Here is a 16,589-nt window from a genome sequence, read left to right as displayed (position 1 = left end):
ATCGGCCCGTTCCCGATCGTCGTGACCGCCGCCTTCCTGGCCGGGTTGGTGGCCGGCTACGGCGTCGCCGTGCCGGTCGGCGCGATCGCGGTGCTCATCCTCGGGCTCAGTGCCCGTACCTCCTTCCGGGTCGGTGCGGCTGCCGCGCTCGGTGTCGCCACCGCGGACGGGCTCTACGCCGCCGTGGCGGTGCTCGGCGGCGCGGCGGTGGCCGCCGTGGTCGCCCCGGTCGCCGGTCCGCTGCGGGTGGTGGCGGCGGTGGTGCTGCTGGCGCTCGCCGTGCACGGAGGCTGGCGGGCCTGGCGTCCCCGGCCGGCGTCGGGCGGCCCGGGGGCGGGCCGGGGGATCGACACCGCGGGGCGGGCGTTCGCCGGGGTGCTGGCACTGACCCTGCTCAACCCGGCCACCGTCGTGTACTTCACGGCGCTGGTCCTCGGCCGTGCCGACGCGGCGCGGGCGGCACCGGCAGCGGCGGCGCTGTTCGTCCTCGGTGCCTTCGTCGCCTCGGCGAGTTGGCAGTTGCTGATCGCCGGGGGCGGCACCCTGGTCGGCCGGGTGCTGGCCGGCCCGCGTGGCCGGCTGGTGACCGGGCTCCTCTCCAGCCTCATCATCGCCGCACTCGCCGTCGCCGTGCTGGTCGTGCGGTGAGCCGCCCGTCGGTCCGGTCGGTCGTGCGGTGCGCCGCCCGTCGGGCGGTCGGCCCGGCTGGTCGTGCGGTGGCCGCCCGTCGGTCCGGCTGGTCGTGCGTTGGGCCGCCCGTCGGCCCGGCTGGTCGTGCGGTGGGCCGGCCGTCGGACCGGCTCGGGTGGGCCACGGCCGGTCGGTCGGCACGGCGTGTGCCGTCGTCCGCCCGCCGTGGGTCAGGTGGGGTCGGAGCGGACCGCCGCCGTGCCGTACGGTCGGGTGATGAGTAGCCGACCCGCAGCCGGCGGCGGCCGGTGGGTCGAGGTCGATCCGACCCGGGTCGGGCGCTGGGCCGAGGGCTTCGCCGACCGGCACGGCCCGCCCGTCGTCTCCCCGCAGGGGTACGGGCTGCTGCTCACCGCCTCCGACGGCGCGACCGCCGAGCTGCACCTGCCGCCGGGTGCCCCGACCGTCGGCGACGCAGCGCAGGCCGTCCCGCCCCGACGCGTCGACGACGTGCCGCAGTTCGTCAGCGTCGCCACCGCGCCCCGCCGGCTCGGGCTGCTGCTCGCCCGCAAGGGCGCGGTGGCGGTCGGTGTGGCGGTCGGTGCGGAGTTACTGGTCTCCAAGGTGGACACCCGCTACGTGCAGGGTCGTACCGCCGCCGGGGGCTGGTCCCAGCAGCGGTTCGCCCGGCGGCGGGACAACCAGGCGAAGGCGGCCCTGGGCGACGCGGCGGAACTGGCCGTACGACTGCTGCTGCCGGCGGCGGCGACGCTGGCGGCGCTGGTCTGCGGGGGCGACCGCCGGGCCGTCGACACGGTCCTGGCCGACCGGCGGCTGGCCCCGCTCGCCGCGCTGCGTGCCGACCGGCTGCTCGACGTGCCCGAACCCCGGCACGCGGTGCTGGTCGGTGCGGTCGCCGCCGCCCGCGCCGTGCACATCCTGGTCCGCGATCCGGCCTGAGCGGGGCGGCACGACGACGGCGGCCGGTGGGCGTACGCCCCTCCGACCGCCGCGACGGTGCCGGTGCGGTGCCCGGTCAGAGGCTGCCGCCGAAGGTGTCACAGGACTTCGGGTCACCGGTGGTGTAGCCCTTGGTGAACCACTGCTTGCGCTGCTCGGAGGAGCCGTGGGTGAATTCCTCCGGGTTCACCGGGCGGTTGGCCCGCTTGGAGATGGCGTCGTCGCCGATCTTCTCGGCGGTGTCGATCGCCTGCGCGATGTCCTGCTCGGTGATGCTCTTGAAGATCTTCTGGCCCTGCTCGTCGGCGGTGCCGGTGGCGTTCTTGGCCCAGGCGCCGGCGTAGCAGTCGGCCTGGAGCTCCAGCTTGACCGAGAGCGCGTTGGCGCTGCCCGGGTCCCGCTGCTGCTGGCGGCGCATCTGCGCCTCGGTGCCGAGCAGGTCCTGCACGTGGTGGCCGTACTCGTGGGCCAGCACGTACGGCTGGGCGAACTCACCCTCGGCACCGAGCTGGTCGGCGAGCGTCTGGTAGAAGGTCAGGTCGATGTAGACCAGGTCGTCGGCCGGGCAGTAGAACGGCCCGACGCCGGAGTCGGCCTGGCCGCAGCCGGTGTTGACGCCCTGGCTGAAGAAGACCGTCTTGGACGGCTGGTACTGCTGGCCGAACCGTTCCGGCAACGCCGTCCGCCAGTACGCCTGGATCGAGTTGACGTAGAGGGTGTTGCGGCAGTCCAGCTGCTTGAGCGCGTCGTCGGCGGAGCACTTCTGCTCCAACGACGTGTTGTCGCCCGACTCGGCGCCGCCGCCGTTCATCGCGTTCAGCCCGAATCCGCCACCCACCAGGGCGACCAGCACGGCGATGATGAGCCCGACGATGCCGCCACGCCCACCGCCGCCGGGGATCGGGATGCCCATCCCGCCACCCCCGCCGGATCCCCGCCGGTCGTCCACCTGGCCGGTGTCGACCCGCGCGTTCTCGTTCAGCTCCATGTTGACCCCGATCACCGATTCGTCACGTCTGAGGGTTGCGGTACCGGACCGGGTCCGGACGGCGTTTCCGGTACCCGATGATCTTGCCCGGTAATCCGGGCGGCGCGTGTCGGGCCGCCCGGTACACTTGTCGGGTGCTGCGCTGCGAAGGCTGAATCGCCCCGCGCCGACGGGAACCACCGCCCGCCGGCGCTTTCGCGTGCCCTGAGTCAGCCCTTCCAGACCCCCGAGAGCGAGTACCGGAAATGATCAGTGTCACCGGCCTGGAACTGCGCGCCGGTTCCCGGATCCTACTGTCCGACACCACCCTGCGGGTACAGCCCGGTGACCGGATCGGACTGGTCGGCCGCAACGGTGCCGGCAAGACCACCACCCTCAAGGTCCTCGCCGGTGAGGGGCAGCCCTACGGTGGGCAGATCGACCGGCGCAGCGCCATCGGCTACCTGCCGCAGGACCCGCGTACCGGCGACCTGGAGGTCACCGGCCGGGACCGGGTGCTCTCCGCCCGTGGGCTGGACGTGCTGATGGCCCAGATGAAGGAGATCGAGCAGCGGCTCGCCGACGGCGTCGACGACAAGCTGGTCCGCCGCTACGGCGCCCTGGAGGACCAGTTCGCCTCGCTGGGCGGGTACGCCGCCGAGGCCGAGGCCGCCCGGATCTGCGCCAACCTGGGGCTGCCCGACCGGGCCCTCGCGCAGACCATCGGCACCCTCTCCGGCGGTCAGCGTCGCCGCATCGAGCTGGCCCGGATCCTGTTCCGCGACGCCGGGGAGAACGGCGGCGGCATCCTGCTGCTCGACGAGCCCACCAACCACCTCGACGCCGACTCGATCACCTGGCTGCGCGGCTTCCTCGCCAACCACAAGGGCGGGCTGATCGTGATCTCCCACGACGGTTCGCTGCTGGAGTCGGTGGTCAACAAGGTCTGGTTCCTCGACGCCACCCGCTCCGTGGTCGACGTCTACAACCTGGGCTGGAAGGCGTACCTGGAGGCCCGGGAGACCGACGAGCGGCGGCGTCGCCGGGAGCGGGCCAACGCCGAGAAGAAGGCCGGCGCGTTGATGGCGCAGGCCGACAAGATGCGCGCCAAGGCCACCAAGACCGTCGCCGCGCAGAACATGGCCCGCCGGGCCGAGAAGCTGATCTCCGGCCTGGAGGAGGTACGGGTCTCCGACAAAGTGGCGAAGGTCCGGTTCCCCAATCCCGCGCCGTGCGGCAAGACCCCGCTGACCGCGACCGGCCTGTCCAAGTCGTACGGCTCACTGGAGATCTTCACCGACGTGAACGTCGCGGTGGACCGGGGTTCCCGGGTGGCCATCCTCGGGCTCAACGGTGCCGGCAAGACCACCCTGCTGCGGATGCTCGGCGGGCTGCTCCCGCCGGACACCGGCGAGGTGCACGCCGGGCACGGCCTGCGGCTGGGCTACTACGCCCAGGAGCACGAGACGCTGGACGTGGAACGCACGGTGCTGGAGAACATGCGGGCGGCGGCGATCGAGCAGTCCGACACCGACCTGCGCAAGATCCTCGGTGCCTTCCTGTTCTCCGGCGAGGACGTCAACAAGCCCGCCGGGGTGCTCTCCGGTGGCGAGAAGACCCGGCTCGCCCTGTCGACCCTGGTCTGCTCCGGCGCGAACGTGCTGCTGCTGGACGAGCCGACGAACAACCTCGACCCGGTCAGCCGTGAGCAGGTGCTCGACGCCATCGCCAACTACCCCGGCGCGATCGTGCTGGTCACCCACGACCCGGGCGCGGTGCTCGCGCTCAAGCCCGACCGGGCCATCCTGCTCCCCGACGGCGACGAGGACGCCTGGAGCGACGACCTGCTGGAACTGGTCGAGCTGGCCTGATCCGGCCACGACCCCGCCCGCGACGGCCGGCGGGGTCGGCTGCGGCAAACGGCCGGTGGTCAGTGGCCCCTGCCCCACCGGCCCGTGGCCGGCCCGACCGGTGGCCAGCGGCCCATGCCCGGCGACTCGGGGTCGACGGCCCGGCCGGTGCTCAGTGGCCTACGCTCGGCGGCGCGGCGGCGGCCCGGCCGGTGGTCAGCGGGCGAGGTCGACCAGCCGGCCGAGGACACCCGAGCCGACCAGGATCACCAGGCCGATGGCGACGAAGACGACCGGGACCAGCCAGTGCCCGGCCCGGCCGACCAGGCGGACCACCCGGGGATGCCCACCGAGCAGCGCGGCGGCACCGCACCAGGCGGCGACCAGCACGGCGAAGACCAGCAGGTAGACCAGCCCGGTGGCCGGGTCGAGGGAGCGGAACACCGGGACGTAGACGGCGATGTTGTCCGCGCCGTTGGCGATCGTCACCCCGGCGACGCCGAGCAGGCCGCCCACCACGGCCGGCGGGGTGTCGTCGTCGGTGCGGGCCAGCAGCGCCCGGACGCCGAGCGCGATCGGCAGCAGCCCGAGCAGGCCGGTCCACGGGTCGGGCACCACCAGCAGGCCGGCGGCGACGACCAGAGCCGCCGTGACGAGGGCGGTGATGCCCAGGTACTGCCCGGTCACGATCTGCCACGGGCGGGGTCGTCCGGTGCTCCGGGCGGCCACGAAGAGTACGGTCAACACCACGATGTCGTCGAGGTTGGTGGCCGCGAAGACGGCCCCCGCTCCGCTCACGCTGCCCAACAGGTCGGTCACGACCGGCAGGCTACGGGCCTCCCACGGGCGCGACCGCAGCGCGGTCTCCGCCGTGGATCGTCCGGAGCGTCACTCTATCGGGTTGGCGACACTGCATAGCGTGTCGGTTGGCGATGAGTTGATATCTGGCGCATGATCGTTCGAGACGGTCTAATAGGTGGGACCGTATCGAACCGCACAGTCTGGGACGTGAGGAATCAGCATGGCAGCCACTGGCACAGCCACCAGCACTGAGAAGGGTCGCCGGATCGTCGGAGCCGAGCGTCAGACGCTCGCCAAGGACCTGGTAAAGCGGTACACCGGCGGCGAGAGCATTCGCGCGCTCGCCGCTTCGACCGGGCGATCCTACGGGTTCATCCACCGCGTGCTCACCGAGTCCGGTGTGCAGCTGCGACAGCGCGGCGGCGCCCGGCGTCGCAAGAAGGCGTGACCCGCCTACCAGCGTCGTCCGTCAGCACGCCCCGGGCGGTCCGGTGACCGCCGAGACGGCCGGGGTGCTACTGCACTGCGACGGGCCGGTCGCGACGGTCACGTTGTGCCGGCCCGACGTGCTCAATGCCCAGACCCCGGCGATGTGGCGCGCGATGAGCGACTTCTCCCGGGACCTGCCCGGCGACGTGCGCGTCGTCGTGGTACGCGGTCAGGGGCGGTCGTTCTCCGCCGGCCTCGACCTGTCGGTGGCCGGTGCCCAGGGTCCGGGCTCCTTCGCGGAGCTGTCCACCCTGCCCGAGCAGGAGTGCGCCGACCGGATCGCCGACTACCAGCAGGGCTTCACCTGGCTGCACCGACCGGACGTGATCTCGGTGGCGGCCGTGCAGGGTCATGCCATCGGCGCGGGCTTCCAACTCGCGCTCGCCTGCGACCTGCGGGTGCTCGCCGAGGACGCGAAGCTGTCGATGGCCGAGGTCACCCTCGGCCTGGTCCCCGACCTGGCCGGCACCAAGCGGCTGGTCGAGCTGGTCGGCTACGCCCGTGCCCTGGAGCTGTGCGCCACCGGCCGGCGGATGGACGCCGTCGAGGCCGACCGGATCGGGCTGGCCAACCTGGTGGTGCCGCCCGCCGAGCTGGACGCGGCCGTCCGGGACCTCACCGCCGGCCTGCTCGCCGGTAACCGGGACGCGGTTGTCGAGATCAAGGCGCTGCTCGCCGGTGCCGCCGGCCGTTCCCACCCCGAACAGCAACGGGCCGAGCGCGAGGCACAGACCCGCCGGCTGCGCGATCTCGCCGGCCGCGGCGAATAGCCCACCCGCCGGGGGCGGGAACCGCGGCTACTCTGCCCGGAGCGAACAGCAGTGACCGCCCGGGAAGACCCGGGTTGCCGCCGAGGTTGTCGTAGGCGTCGGGAGAATCGACCCGACGGTGCGCGCTGCCCACGACGCGGAGGTGACCCATGAACCCGATGGCGGGCGGCAACATGGCCGGCTGGAGCATGCTCCGGTCGATCCGGCACGGTGACGAGGTCTCCACGCACCGGCTCACCCGGGGCACCGCGAGAAGGATCATGGCGTTCGCCCACCCCTACCGGCGGGACATCGTCGTCTTCCTGGTGACCGTGGTCATCGCCGCCGTGATCGGGGTGGCCACCCCGGTGCTGGCCGGCCACGTGATCAACGCGATCAGCGGGGGCGGCCCCGAGGCGGGTGCGGTCGTCGTCCGGCTCGCCCTGATCATCGGCGCGCTGGCCGTCGCCGACGCGTTGTTCTCCCTGGTCCAGCGGTGGTATTCGGCGCGTATCGGCGAGGGCATCATTCTCGACCTGCGCACCCGGGTCTACGACCACGTGCAGCGGATGCCGTTGCAGTTCTTCACCCGGACCCAGACCGGTGCGTTGGTCAGCCGGCTCAACAACGACGTGATGGGCGCCCAGCGGGCGTTCACCTCCACCCTGTCGGGGGTGGTCAGCAACGTCATCCAGTTGGTGCTCACCGCCGGGGTGATGTTCACCCTCTCCTGGCAGATCACCCTGCTGTCGTTGGTCCTGTTGCCGATCTTCGTGGTGCCGGCGCGGCGGGTCGGCCGGCGGTTGGCCGAGATCACCCGGGAGTCGTACGACCTCGACGCCAAGATGAACGCCACCATGACCGAGCGGTTCGGGGTGGCGGGCGCGCTGCTGGTCAAGCTGTTCGGCACGCCTGAGGTGGAGGCGGGCCGATTCGCCGCGCGGGCCGAACGGGTCCGCGACATCGGCATCCAGTCGGCGATGTACTCACGCACCTTCTTCGTGGCGATGCTGCTGGTCGCGTCGTTGGCCCAGGCGCTCACCTACGGGCTCGGCGGCTGGCTGGCGGTCACCGGGGCGGTCAGCGCGGGCACCGTGGTCACCCTCGCCCTGCTGCTCACCCGCCTCTACGGTCCGCTGACCGCGCTGTCCAACGTCCGGGTCGACGTGATGAGCGCCCTGGTCTCCTTCGACCGGGTCTTCGAGGTGCTCGACCTGCGCCCCGGCATCGAAGAGAAGCCCGACGCGGTGCCGGTCCCCCGGGGCGCCGGCCGGGTCGAGTTCCGCGATGTCCGGTTCCGCTACCCGGCTGCCGCCGACGTCTCGTTGGCTTCGCTGGAGGAGGTCGCCACCCTCGACCGGACGGCCAACGAGCCGGTGCTCAAGGGCGTCTCGTTCCGCGTCGAGCCGGGGCAGATGGTGGCGTTGGTCGGGCCGTCCGGTGCCGGCAAGTCCACGCTGTCCATGCTGATCTCACGGATCTACGACGTCACCGACGGCGCGGTGCGGGTCGGCGGGGTCGACGTCCGGGACGCCACCCTCGCCTCGCTGCGCGACGAGATCGGTGTGGTCACCCAGGACTCCCACCTGTTCCACGAGACGATCGCCGAGAACCTGCGGTACGCCAAGCCGGACGCCACGGACGACGAGATCTGGGCGGCGCTGGCCGGTGCGCAGGTGGCCGACCTGGTCCGCGCCCTGCCCGACGGGCTGGAGACGACCGTCGGCGAGCGCGGCTACCGCTTCTCCGGCGGCGAGAAGCAACGCATCGCCATCGCCCGGCTCCTGCTCAAGGCCCCGTCGATCGTGATCCTGGACGAGGCCACCGCCCATCTCGACTCGGAGAGTGAGGCGGCGGTGCAGCGGGCCCTGTCCGTGGCGTTGGCCGGGCGTACCGCGCTGGTGATCGCGCACCGGCTCTCCACCGTCCGTGACGCCGACCAGATCCTGGTCCTCGACGGTGGCCGGATCGTGGAGCGGGGCCGCCACGAGGAACTGGTCGCGGTCGGTGGGCTCTACGCCGAGCTGTACCGCACTCAGTTTGCCGTCGTCGACTCGCCTGCCCCGTACGCCGAGGCGGACCAGCCCGAGCCGATCATCACCACCGTGCCGATGGGCACCTACGTCGCGCAGGAGGCGCTGCCCCCGGCCGTGGCCAACTGACGGGACCCCGTCCCGGAAGCGACCACCGTGCTGACCCGACTCGTGTTCTGCGGACCGGGTTCGGGGCACACCTCGGCTGCCTGCTGCCGCCAGTGAAACGAGGTCAGGCCAGGGGGAGCGGGCCCTGGCCTGGTCTCGCATCCCGACGGCGCTCCCCATGCCGGGTGCCGACGACACGTCCCACCGGCCGTCGGCACGACTCACGGGCTGCCGGCGCGGCGGCTGCCCGAGGCGGCGATCGTCAATTCGGTGCCTGTTCCGTCATCAGGTGCGACGGTAACTCAGAAGTACACCGTTTTGGTCTTCGTGTAGGTCGTGTACTGGTTGCCCGGGTAGAAGGTGGAACCGGACACACTGACCTGGACGTTGGTGAATCCGTAACTGGAGACGAGATCGCCGGTGAAGGTCTCGCAGTTCTGGTAGTAGACGGTGTGGGTGGCCGTGGCGGTTCCGCCCTGGATGGTGACGCTGGCGCTCGGGTAGGTGCTCTGCCCGCACAGTGTCACCGAGTAGCTTGCCTGGGTGCTGCCCGTCGTCCCGGTGACGGTCCCGGTGGCGGTGCCGAGGGACTGGGTGTTGTTGTAGCCACCCTTGACCGAGACGTTGATCGATGACGTACCCGCCTGGGCGCTGACCGCGGGGAACATGGCCACCGCGGCCGCCCCGGCGGCGCCTGCGGCGAGCAGGCGGATGGAGCGGGAAGAACGGACTTGAGGCATAACTGCTCCCGATCTGCTGGAGAATTGCGTTAACGACGTGTAACCGATTGCGGGCCCAATGTTAGACCAAGGTGAAGTCGAAAGCACGTTCGAAATAAATCTTCGTCAATGGGGTGGCGAGTCGGGGGCGCAATTTATTGCCTCAATGTCACCCTTTACCCGACACATCGTGAACGCGCCACCCCACGGACAGTGTGAGCCGGCACGCGGAGTGGACTGCTGGCCGTTCCCCGCCAGCCGTCCCGGTGGTTCGCGGCGGTGTTCACGCGGTACGGGAAGGGTCCATCTCGCCAGGGTGGTCACGCCGACCGGTCAGCCGGCGGGTGGCCGGCGATGACGGCGCGCAGCTCGCCGAAGGCGGCCCCCAGGGTCTGCGGGGTGAAGTGGGCGTTCAGGCCGCTGGGGTTGGGCAGCACCCAGAGCCGCGCGCCGGCCAGCGGGTGCGGCTGCGGGCCGAAACCGGCCTTCGGCCGGGCGAACCCGATCCGGTAGGCGGTCACCCCGACCACGGCGACCCAGGTCGGCCGGTACCGGGCCACCTTGTCGGTCAGCGTCCGTGCGCCCGCCACCAGCTCCGCCGGAGTCAGTTCGTCCGCCCGGGCGCTGGCCCGCGCCACCATGTTGGTGATGCCCAGGCCGTACCCGGGCAGGGTGTCCTGCTCGCTCGGGTGCAGTCGGCGCGGGGTGAAGCCGCCCCGGTGCAGGGCCGGCCAGAACCGGTTGCCCGGCCGGGCGAAGTGCCACCCGGTGGCCGCCGACCACAGGCCCGGGTTGATCCCGACGAAGAGCACCGTCAACCCGGGGCCGATCACGTCCGGGATGGTGCGGTCCGCCGCCGCTGCCAGCTCCGCCCGGTCCGGCCGCCGCACCTGCGGCGTGCCCGCCCGGCCCGGTCGCCGTACCTGCGCCACGCCCGCCCGGTCCGGTCGCCGTACCTCCGGCGTGCCCGGCCGGGTCGGGCCGGCGGCGTGCCCGACCGGGTCGGACATCGCGTCGACGGTCGTGGACGGGCGATCGGCAGGGGCCGGGGAGGGCCGCCCGCCGGCACCCCGACGACGGGCCGGTTCGGAGGCCGCGACGGCGGGAGGCGGTTCTGGGGCGGTGCGGCCCGGTTCGGCGGCCGGGGCCGGTTCGGGGGCGGCGGCGGGGCTGGTCGAGCGGCGTCGCGGGGTCACAGGCTGCGCAGCGCGCCGCCGTCGACGGGCACGCTGACCCCGGTGACATAGCCGGCGGCGGGGGAGAGTAGGAAGGCCGCCACCCGCCCGAACTCGGCCGGATCGCCGATACGGCGCAGCGGGATGCCGGCCTCCGCAGCGGCACGGGCCGCCGCGTCGTCGCCGAGCAGTTCCCGGTTGCGGTCGGTCAGGAAGCGCCCGGGCAGCAGGCCCAGCACCCGCACCCCGCGTGGGCCGTACTCGTCGGACAGGTCCTTGGCCACGCCGGCCAGGCCGGGCCGCAGGCCGTTGGAGATGCCGAGTCCGGTGATCGGCGTCCGGGCCGAGGTGGACAGCACCATACCGATCGCGCCACCGTCGGTGAGCGCGGCGGCCACCGTCCGGGCCGTCCGGACGGTGCCCAGGAAGACCGTCTCGAAGGATTCCCGCCACTGTGCGTCGCTGACCTGCGCGGCGGTGCCCGGGGGCGGCCCACCGACCGAGACGAGCGCCCCGTCGAGGCGGCCGAAGTGTTCTCCGGCGGCGATCACCAGCCGCTCGGGCAGGCTCGGGTCGGCCAGGTCGGCGACGAGACCGATCGCGTGGTCCGGCCCACCGAGCCGGTCGACCGCCCCGGCGACCCGCTCCGGCGTGCGGGCCGACAGGACCACCCGTGCCCCGTCCGCGACCAGGCACTGTGCGGTCGCGAAGCCGAGCCCCCGGGAAGCGCCGGTCAACACGTACACCCGATCGGTGAGTCCGAGATCCATGCCACCGATCCTGCCGCATCCGGCGGTGGGTGGCGCGGCGGGCCGGGGAGGCGACCCGGTGGTCAGCGGCGGGCCGGTCGCAGCAGGCGTACCCGGCCGGCGACCTGGAGGGCGACGGCGTCGCCGCTGCGGGCCAGGGCCGGCAACCGGCGGCGGCGGGGCGGGTGCCGCCCGTCGTAGCGGTGGGTGGCCTCGCGGGCGGCCAGCTCCTGCGCGCCGAGCGGGGGGAGGGCGTCCCGGTCGCGCAGCCCACGCGCGAGGTCCCAACCGTCGCGCAGCGACCCGACGGTGGGTCGGCCGGACGCCCAGTCGGCGAAGGTGGCCGGCCAGGTGTCCCCGAGGCCGGCGGCGAGCAGCGGCCAGTGGCGGGCGACCTCGCCGGCCCGCTTGCGCAGCAGCGCCCGCCGGGCGGCGTCGACCCGGTCGGTGGCGAAGCCTGCCGGCAGCGGGGCCCCCGCGACCAGGGCGGCGACCAGCGCGGCCTGTCGGGCGGCCAGCCCCACCGGTCCGGGCGGCGGGGCCGACTCGACGGGGTGCGTCGGGCTCATGTGACGACCGGGTGGCCGGCAGCGGTGGCGAGGGCGTCCAACTCGGCCCGCAGCACGTCGGCGGGTGGGTAGTGGCCGTCGCGTTCGAGCAGCAGGGCCGGCGGTCGGCGGCCGGCACAGAGCGCGCCGACCAGCTCCAACACCTCGGTGGGCACCGGATCGGTGTGCGTGTCGTGGTAGAGCCCGCCGTACTCGGCCCCACCGGCCACGTGTACGTAGGCGATCCGGTCCAGCGGCAGCCGGTCCAGCAGGGCCTGCGGGTCCTCGCCCCGGTTGCGGGCGTTGGCGTACACGTTTGCCACGTCGAGCAGCAGCTCCGCGTCGGTGGCGTCGAGGATCTCGGTGAGGAAGTCCGCCTCGTCCAGCTCGTCGTCGGGCCAGTCGAACAGCGCGGCGATCGGCTCCAACGCCAGGGGCACCGGCAGCTCCGCCCGGGCCCGGCGGACGTTCGCCACCACCGCCGCCACCGCCTCCCGGGTGCGCGGCAACGGCAACAGGTGCCCGGCCTCCAGGCCGCCGGCCCGGACGAACGCGATGTGCTCGCTGACCAGTGGCGCGTCGACCAGCTCGGCCACCCGGGCCAGGTGCGTCACCCGGGCCGGGTCGACCGGGTCCGCGCCGCCGAGGGAGAGCCGCACCCCGTGCGGTACGACGGTCACGCCGCGCTCCCGCAGCCCGGCCAGCCCGGCCGGCAGGGGGTTGCCCGGGCTGAGCGACTCCGCTACCACCTCGACGAAGCGCAGCCCGGGCAGCTCGGCGACGAAACCGGCGATCTCCGACCGCCAGCCGATGCCCACCCCCTGCGGCCCGGTCATCCGCCGCACCCGCCCCCGCCGCATCCTCCTCCGCCGCCGCAGGAGCTGCCGCCACCGCACGACGAGCCGCTGTCGCCCGACGAGGTGCTGCCGCCGCACGTGACACCCGTGGAACCGGTGTAACCGCTGCCGCTGCTGGCGTTCAACGCCTGCCGCTGGATCTCCGCCTGCGCGGCGAAGCCGGGGTCGAGCGCGTAGAGGGAGACGGTGCCGAACAGGGCCACCCCCATCGCCGCGCCGGCCGGACCGTAGGTCGCGTAGGCCGGGGCGGAGTCGGGGGCGAGGTGGTGGTTGCTGCTGCGCAGGCGACTCATCATCACGTTCGCCGTCCTGGTCCGCCGGGGCGTACGGGCCACCAGGGCGAACGCCACGGCGAGTCCGGCCAGGGCGAGCAGTAGCCAGCCGACCGGCCGGCCGTTGAACAGGCCGGCGACCAGCCGCACCACACCCAGGGCCAGGAGCACCAGCAGCAGGTTCCGTCCGCGCCGCAGGGCCCGTACCCCGTCGGCGTCGATCAGCAGGCCGCGCTGCTCCAACCCCTGCCGCAGCTCCTCCAGGGCGCGGGTCACCCCGGCGTTGCGGCGCAGCTCGCGGGTGGCGACCGACTGGCGGGCGGCGTGCCGGATCGCGTGGTCGAGCGGAGTGAGCCCGCTGGGTGTCGACCCGACGGCGACCAACCGGCCGTTCGATGTGACGTCGATCGCGCCGGCGCCGCGCAGCCCACCCAGCGCCGCCCAGATGGCGAGCTGGTCGCCACCGTTGAGGTAGGCCACCTGCTGGGGCCCGAGCTGGTCCGTGGTGACCGTGTCGGGGCCGGCGGTCGTGCGGCGGCGGTGCAGCAGCGTGCCGACCACGGCGACGACGGCCACCAGCAGGTAGAGCTTCAGGAAGAGCGGCCCGGGGATGCCCCAGGTGTCGCCCTGTGCGGCAAGCGTGTTCATGAGCTGCTCCTGTCGCGCGAGGGGGTCGCGGCCTCATTGTGGAGCAGCCCCGCCACGCCGGCACCGGGGCGGTGGGCGAGTTACCGAGCCGAGATCCGGGCTGCCGGCCCGGGTGGGTCAGTGCCGGCGGACGGCCTCCTCGACCAGGTCGAGCACCGGCCCCAGGTCACCGGCGGGCCGGCCCATCGCCAGGTGCAGCACCAGCCCGTCGTACGCCAGCTCCAGGAACTGGGCCAGCACGTCGATGTCGATGTCCTCGCGGAGCACCCCGGCGTCGCGTTGCCGGGCGAGCCGGTCCCGGGTCGCCTCGGCGATGGCGGCGGAGCGTTCCGCCCACCGGCGGGCGAAGGCCGGGTCGGTCCGCAGCCGCCGGGACACCTCCAGTTGGCTGCCCAGCCAGCCGGTGGTGTCGGGGGAGACCGCGCGGGCGAGCAGGTCCCGCATCACCTGGACGAGGCCGTGGCGGGCCACCGTGGAGACCATCACGGCGGCGTCGTCCTCGGCGACGGCGAGGAAGAGTGAGTCCTTGTCGCGGAAGTGGTGGAAGATCGCGCCCCGGGACAAGCCGGTCGCCTCCTCCAGCCGGCGCACGGTGGCACCCTCGTAGCCGTGCCGGGCGAAACAGGCCCGGGCCGCGCCCAGGATCTCCTGCCGGCGCGCGTCGAGCTGGTCCTGACTTACTCTGGGCACGGGTCGATCGTCGCAGGTGACCCTCCGCAAGGCAAACCGTACGTACGGCTTGCTATCGGGTCGTCACCTCGTCCTGCCGAACGCCCGTCCGGTTAGGATCGGCCGGTGCCGACAGCCCCGGTCACCTCCCCCTACCCGCCCACCGCCCCCATCCGGCCCCGGCAGCCCGACGGTCGCCGGCGGGCGGTTCGACCCTGTCGGCGGCGGTCCTTCCTCCCGTAAGGTGCCTCAGTGCCGTTGCTCCTGCTCGACCTGGACAACACCCTGCTCGACCGGGCCGGGCCGTTCCGCGCCTGGGCCGAGGGTTTCCTGGCCGAGATCGGCGCCCCGGCCACCGACATCGACTGGCTGCTGTCCATCGACGCCGACGGCCTCACCGACCGGTGGGACATCGCCGACGCCATCCGGGACCGCTACGCGCTGCGCATCCCCTCCATCGACCTGGTCGAGGAGCTGCACGACGGGGTGGTCGGCTACACCCGGCTGGACCCGCTGGTCGCCTGCGCGCTGCGGATCGCCGACGACGCCGGGTGGCTGCCGGTGGTGGTCACCAACGGCTCGGTCCGGCTGGAAGACGCCAAGATCAGGCAGACCGGCCTCGACCGCTACGTCGCCGACTGGGTGATCTCCGAGGAAGCCGGGGTGAGCAAGCCCAACCCCCGGATCTTCGCGCTGGCCGCCCAACGGGCCCGGTTGCCGCTGCGCGGCGCGTGGGTGGTGGGCGACAGCCCGGAGGCGGACATCGGCGGGGCCGCCGCGGTCGGCCTGCCCAGCGTCTGGCTGCACCGGGGGCGCAGCTGGACCGACGGGCGGTTCGCCCCCACCCGTACCGTCGACTCGTTGATCGCGGCGGTCTCGGTGGTGCTCGCCGGGGGGTAATCCGGTTGTGCGCCGGGCGGGGTATCGGTCAGCATGGGCCCGCGCGGGAGCGCGCAGCCGGGCGGGGCCCGGTCGAGGAGAGGAGGTCGGTCATGGCCGTCTTTGCAGGGTCGTACCACCTGCCCTCACCAGCCTCGACCAAGGGATCACCAGCACCGTGCGCGAACACGACCTCCCGGCGCCGCAGCGCCGTGGCCGCGGCAGAAGCCGCTTCGACGACGACGAGACAACCTTCCTGACGTACGGCCGGCAGCCGGCCGGCACCGCACCCGAGGACGAACCCGAGCCCGAGCCCGAGGACCACTGGTCCTCCTGGGACGAGGCCGTGCACGGTCCCGAACCGCACCCGCCGTGGCTGGTCACCGAGCTGGCCGCCCGGGACACCGAACTCGGTGTGCTCAAGACCGGCAAGGAGGCGGACGTGCACCTCGTCCGCCGGGCGGTGCCCGACACCGACCGGTCCTGCCTGCTGGCCGTCAAGCGGTACCGCGACGCCCAGCACCGGCTCTTCCACCGCGACGCCGGCTACCTGGAGGGACGCCGGGTGCGCCGGTCCCGGGAGAACCGGGCGATGGCCGGCCGGACGGCGTTCGGCCGGCAGATGATCGCCGGGCAGTGGGCGGCGGCCGAGTTCGCCGCGCTGTCCCGGCTCTGGGAGATCGGTGCGGAATCCGGGCGGATCGCCGTGCCGTACCCGGTGCAGCTGCTCGGCACCGAGCTGATGCTGGAGTTCGTCGGCGACCCCGACGAGGGGACCGCCGCACCCCGGCTGGCCCAGGTACGCCCCGACCCGGCCCCGCTGCGCTCCCTCTGGGAGCAACTGGTGGACGCCCTGGTGGTGCTGGCCCGGGCCGGCTACGCCCACGGCGACCTGTCGCCGTACAACCTGCTGGTGCACGCCGGGCGGCTCGTCATGATCGACCTGCCGCAGGTGGTCGACGTGGTGGCCAACCCGCAGGGACCGGAGTTCCTGGCCCGCGACGTGCGGGTGGTGGCGACCTGGTTCACCGCCCGGGGGCTGCCCGCCGCCGACACCGACCCGGCCGCCCTCACCGAGCTGCTGCTGCGCGAGGCGGGGGTGCGCTGAACGGGTGACGTCCCGGACGGCAACCGGCCGTCCGGGACGTCGGGGCGTCACTGGAGGTAACGCTCGACCTCCGACACCGGTCGGGCCCCCTGGGCCTCCGGGTCGCCGTGCGCCTCCCGGGCCGCCCGGCGGCGGCGCAGCAGGTCCCAGCACTGGTCCAGCGACTCCTCCAGCGCGCGCAGGTGTTCCTTGGCCTCGTCGTCGGTGCCGGATTCGTGGTCCTGGGCGGCCGAGCGGAGCCGGTGCTCCTCGTCGACCAGTTCCGAGATCCGGTGCAGGATGGTCTTGTCGTCCATGCCATGAGCCTGGCACAGCAGGATCGCCCGCGCCCGTGTTCGGGGCCGGCCGGTCCGCCGGCGGCCAGGCGGCCGTGGCCCG

Annotated in this window: 18 protein-coding genes; 8 read left to right on the top strand and 10 right to left on the bottom strand. The window is 73.5% G+C overall.

Annotated elements, in window-relative coordinates; translation table 11 throughout:
* Positions 1 to 21: 21 nt before the first annotated feature.
* Both AB0B63_RS01945 and AB0B63_RS01940 read left to right on the top strand, forming a co-directional pair.
* Positions 22 to 648 (top strand): LysE family transporter, encoded by a 627-nt coding sequence (locus AB0B63_RS01945; protein WP_219463715.1) that lies wholly within the window; start codon positions 22 to 24, stop codon positions 646 to 648.
* Positions 649 to 906: 258 nt separating this feature from the next.
* Positions 907 to 1,590: an acVLRF1 family peptidyl-tRNA hydrolase gene (locus tag AB0B63_RS01940; RefSeq protein ID WP_357013808.1), complete on the top strand. Its 684-nt coding sequence runs from the start codon at positions 907 to 909 to the stop codon at positions 1,588 to 1,590.
* A 76-nt stretch (positions 1,591 to 1,666) separates the two neighbouring features.
* Here AB0B63_RS01940 and AB0B63_RS01935 read toward each other — a convergent pair whose 3' ends face one another.
* Positions 1,667 to 2,578: a neutral zinc metallopeptidase gene (locus AB0B63_RS01935; protein ID WP_208569181.1), complete on the bottom strand. Its 912-nt coding sequence runs from the start codon at positions 2,576 to 2,578 to the stop codon at positions 1,667 to 1,669.
* A 245-nt stretch (positions 2,579 to 2,823) separates the two neighbouring features.
* On the opposite strand from AB0B63_RS01935, the gene AB0B63_RS01930 reads away from it, so the two are divergent.
* Positions 2,824 to 4,428: an ABC-F family ATP-binding cassette domain-containing protein gene (locus AB0B63_RS01930; RefSeq protein WP_208569180.1), complete on the top strand. Its 1,605-nt coding sequence runs from the start codon at positions 2,824 to 2,826 to the stop codon at positions 4,426 to 4,428.
* A 195-nt stretch (positions 4,429 to 4,623) separates the two neighbouring features.
* On the opposite strand, the gene AB0B63_RS01925 is transcribed toward AB0B63_RS01930, so the two are convergent.
* The gene (locus AB0B63_RS01925) at positions 4,624 to 5,226 is read right to left on the bottom strand and encodes a cadmium resistance transporter (RefSeq protein WP_357013805.1); all 603 of its coding nucleotides are present in this window, start codon (positions 5,224 to 5,226) and stop codon (positions 4,624 to 4,626) included.
* A 202-nt stretch (positions 5,227 to 5,428) separates the two neighbouring features.
* Between AB0B63_RS01925 and AB0B63_RS01920 the strand changes: the two genes are divergently transcribed.
* The 3 genes from AB0B63_RS01920 to AB0B63_RS01910 all read left to right on the top strand — a co-directional run bounded on the left by AB0B63_RS01920 (position 5,429) and on the right by AB0B63_RS01910 (position 8,608).
* On the top strand, positions 5,429 to 5,656 hold the full coding sequence (locus AB0B63_RS01920; protein WP_007072022.1) for a helix-turn-helix domain-containing protein: 228 nt from the start codon (positions 5,429 to 5,431) through the stop codon (positions 5,654 to 5,656).
* Between the two features lie 43 nt (positions 5,657 to 5,699).
* A complete protein-coding gene (locus AB0B63_RS01915) occupies positions 5,700 to 6,467 on the top strand; it encodes an enoyl-CoA hydratase/isomerase family protein (protein ID WP_357013802.1) in 768 nt (255 codons plus the stop codon).
* A gap of 158 nt (positions 6,468 to 6,625) precedes the next feature.
* Positions 6,626 to 8,608: an ABC transporter ATP-binding protein gene (locus AB0B63_RS01910; protein ID WP_208569262.1), complete on the top strand. Its 1,983-nt coding sequence runs from the start codon at positions 6,626 to 6,628 to the stop codon at positions 8,606 to 8,608.
* 281 nt (positions 8,609 to 8,889) lie between these two features.
* Here the strand turns inward: AB0B63_RS01910 and AB0B63_RS01905 are convergent, their stop codons facing one another.
* From AB0B63_RS01905 to AB0B63_RS01875, 7 genes are all read right to left on the bottom strand, one after another.
* Positions 8,890 to 9,327, bottom strand: a complete 438-nt coding sequence (locus AB0B63_RS01905) for a hypothetical protein (protein WP_357013799.1) — start codon at positions 9,325 to 9,327, stop codon at positions 8,890 to 8,892.
* Between the two features lie 299 nt (positions 9,328 to 9,626).
* The gene (gene mug, locus AB0B63_RS01900; protein ID WP_357013796.1) at positions 9,627 to 10,316 is read right to left on the bottom strand and encodes a G/U mismatch-specific DNA glycosylase; all 690 of its coding nucleotides are present in this window, start codon (positions 10,314 to 10,316) and stop codon (positions 9,627 to 9,629) included.
* 182 nt (positions 10,317 to 10,498) lie between these two features.
* Entirely contained in the window at positions 10,499 to 11,251 is a 753-nt protein-coding gene (locus AB0B63_RS01895; protein WP_208569176.1) for an SDR family oxidoreductase, read from the bottom strand.
* Between the two features lie 62 nt (positions 11,252 to 11,313).
* On the bottom strand, positions 11,314 to 11,799 hold the full coding sequence (locus AB0B63_RS01890; protein WP_357013793.1) for a hypothetical protein: 486 nt from the start codon (positions 11,797 to 11,799) through the stop codon (positions 11,314 to 11,316).
* Positions 11,796 to 12,614: a DUF692 domain-containing protein gene (locus AB0B63_RS01885; protein ID WP_357013790.1), complete on the bottom strand. Its 819-nt coding sequence runs from the start codon at positions 12,612 to 12,614 to the stop codon at positions 11,796 to 11,798. The genes AB0B63_RS01890 and AB0B63_RS01885 overlap by 4 nt, the downstream gene beginning before the upstream one ends.
* The gene (locus AB0B63_RS01880; protein ID WP_357013787.1) at positions 12,611 to 13,555 is read right to left on the bottom strand and encodes a TIGR04222 domain-containing membrane protein; all 945 of its coding nucleotides are present in this window, start codon (positions 13,553 to 13,555) and stop codon (positions 12,611 to 12,613) included. The genes AB0B63_RS01885 and AB0B63_RS01880 overlap by 4 nt, the downstream gene beginning before the upstream one ends.
* 117 nt (positions 13,556 to 13,672) lie before the next feature.
* On the bottom strand, positions 13,673 to 14,245 hold the full coding sequence (locus AB0B63_RS01875) for a TetR/AcrR family transcriptional regulator (protein ID WP_208569172.1): 573 nt from the start codon (positions 14,243 to 14,245) through the stop codon (positions 13,673 to 13,675).
* 231 nt (positions 14,246 to 14,476) lie between these two features.
* Here AB0B63_RS01875 and AB0B63_RS01870 point away from each other — a divergent pair, with 231 nt between their 5' ends.
* Together AB0B63_RS01870 and AB0B63_RS01865 are read left to right on the top strand one after the other, a co-directional pair.
* Positions 14,477 to 15,124: an HAD-IA family hydrolase gene (locus AB0B63_RS01870; RefSeq protein WP_219463695.1), complete on the top strand. Its 648-nt coding sequence runs from the start codon at positions 14,477 to 14,479 to the stop codon at positions 15,122 to 15,124.
* A 157-nt stretch (positions 15,125 to 15,281) separates the two neighbouring features.
* On the top strand, positions 15,282 to 16,211 hold the full coding sequence (locus AB0B63_RS01865) for an RIO1 family regulatory kinase/ATPase (protein WP_208569170.1): 930 nt from the start codon (positions 15,282 to 15,284) through the stop codon (positions 16,209 to 16,211).
* 47 nt (positions 16,212 to 16,258) lie between these two features.
* Here the strand turns inward: AB0B63_RS01865 and AB0B63_RS01860 are convergent, their stop codons facing one another.
* A complete protein-coding gene (locus tag AB0B63_RS01860; RefSeq protein ID WP_208569169.1) occupies positions 16,259 to 16,507 on the bottom strand; it encodes a DUF2630 family protein in 249 nt (82 codons plus the stop codon).
* Between the last annotated feature and the right edge of the window lie 82 nt (positions 16,508 to 16,589).

Origin of the sequence: Micromonospora sp. NPDC049081, from assembly GCF_040648835.1 — a bacterium.
Lineage (GTDB): Bacteria > Actinomycetota > Actinomycetes > Mycobacteriales > Micromonosporaceae > Micromonospora > Micromonospora antibiotica.
This window is presented reverse-complemented; position numbering and strand designations above follow the sequence as displayed.

Coding starts and splice junctions, on each gene's coding strand:
- AB0B63_RS01940 (WP_357013808.1), top strand. CDS start 907: ATGAGTAGCCGACCCGCAGCCGGCGGCGGCCGGTGGGTCGAGGTCGAT.
- AB0B63_RS01935 (WP_208569181.1), bottom strand. CDS start 2,578: ATGGAGCTGAACGAGAACGCGCGGGTCGACACCGGCCAGGTGGACGAC.
- AB0B63_RS01930 (WP_208569180.1), top strand. CDS start 2,824: ATGATCAGTGTCACCGGCCTGGAACTGCGCGCCGGTTCCCGGATCCTA.
- AB0B63_RS01920 (WP_007072022.1), top strand. CDS start 5,429: ATGGCAGCCACTGGCACAGCCACCAGCACTGAGAAGGGTCGCCGGATC.
- AB0B63_RS01910 (WP_208569262.1), top strand. CDS start 6,626: ATGGCGGGCGGCAACATGGCCGGCTGGAGCATGCTCCGGTCGATCCGG.
- AB0B63_RS01905 (WP_357013799.1), bottom strand. CDS start 9,327: ATGCCTCAAGTCCGTTCTTCCCGCTCCATCCGCCTGCTCGCCGCAGGC.
- mug (WP_357013796.1), bottom strand. CDS start 10,316: ATGTCCGACCCGGTCGGGCACGCCGCCGGCCCGACCCGGCCGGGCACG.
- AB0B63_RS01895 (WP_208569176.1), bottom strand. CDS start 11,251: ATGGATCTCGGACTCACCGATCGGGTGTACGTGTTGACCGGCGCTTCC.
- AB0B63_RS01890 (WP_357013793.1), bottom strand. CDS start 11,799: ATGAGCCCGACGCACCCCGTCGAGTCGGCCCCGCCGCCCGGACCGGTG.
- AB0B63_RS01885 (WP_357013790.1), bottom strand. CDS start 12,614: ATGACCGGGCCGCAGGGGGTGGGCATCGGCTGGCGGTCGGAGATCGCC.
- AB0B63_RS01880 (WP_357013787.1), bottom strand. CDS start 13,555: ATGAACACGCTTGCCGCACAGGGCGACACCTGGGGCATCCCCGGGCCG.
- AB0B63_RS01860 (WP_208569169.1), bottom strand. CDS start 16,507: ATGGACGACAAGACCATCCTGCACCGGATCTCGGAACTGGTCGACGAG.